We start from the raw sequence: 1,075 nt of genomic DNA, 5'->3' as shown, positions 1-1,075 counted from the left end.
GTCAGGTCCTTCTTGTCCTTGGGGGACTGGGAGGCGGCCGCGGAGGGGGTCTTCCCGGTCTTCGGTGGGGCCAGGCTGTCCGGCGCGCTGGCCGACGCCTGGTAGGTGAGGAAGCCGACCACGGCGAGGGCCGCCGCGGTGAGCCCGGCCACGAATCCCGAGCTGCTCCGTGCCACCTGTGTGCCCACCTCTCGTGCCCGTACGTCTTTGGGGTGACGGTAGCAGCAGGCATGCGGCTCACCGGGGCGGCCGTGGGCGGGGCGCCGGAGCCGTAGGCTGTTTGCGTGCTCTTGCTCGCGCTGGATACCGCCACCCCCGCCGTCACCGTCGCCCTGCACGACGGCTCGTCCGTCGTCGCCGCATCGAGCCAGGTGGACGCCCGCCGGCACGGGGAGCTGCTGCTGCCCGCCGTCGACCGGGTGCTCGCCGACGCCGGCGTCAGACTCGACGCCGTCACCGGCATCGTCGTCGGCGTGGGCCCCGGCCCCTACACCGGCCTCCGCGTCGGCCTGATGACGGCCGACACCTTCGGGCTCGCCCTCGGTGTGCCCGTCCACGGTCTGTGCACGCTGGACGGACTCGCCTACGCCGCCGAGGTCGACGGCCCCTTCGTCGTCGCCACGGACGCGCGGCGCAAGGAGGTCTACTGGGCCGCGTTACGAGGACGCGCGCACCCGCGTCACCGAGCCCGCCGTCGACCGCCCCGCCGACATCGCCGAGCAGGTCGCGGGCCTTCCCGCGGTCGGCGCCGGTGCCGTGCTGTACCCGGACACGTTCCCGGACGCGCGCGCCCCCGAGAACGTGTCGGCGGCCGCCCTCGCCGCCCTCGCCGCCGAGAAGCTCGGCACCGGCGAGGAGCTCCAGGCGCCACGCCCTCTGTATCTGCGCCGCCCCGACGCGCAGGTGCCCAAGAACTACAAGGTGGTCACTCCGAAGTGAGCGCTGCTCTGCGCGAGATGCGCTGGTGGGACATCGAATCCGTGCACGCGCTCGAGAAGGATCTCTTCCCGGACGACGCGTGGTCCCGCGGCATGTTCTGGTCCGAGCTCGCGCACGCGCGCGGCGCCGGGTCGAC

Annotated in this window: 1 pseudogene; it reads left to right on the top strand. The window is 73.7% G+C overall.

What is annotated here, in order from left to right:
- Window positions 1-284: 284 nt before the first annotated feature.
- Window positions 285-939: pseudogene (gene tsaB / locus ACWD4P_RS38495) on the top strand (tRNA (adenosine(37)-N6)-threonylcarbamoyltransferase complex dimerization subunit type 1 TsaB).
- Window positions 940-1,075 lie beyond the last annotated feature (136 nt).

The organism is Kitasatospora sp. NPDC002543, assembly GCF_053594915.1.
The sequence above is the reverse complement of the archived record's forward strand: the minus strand, read 5'-3'. Positions and strand labels throughout refer to the sequence as shown.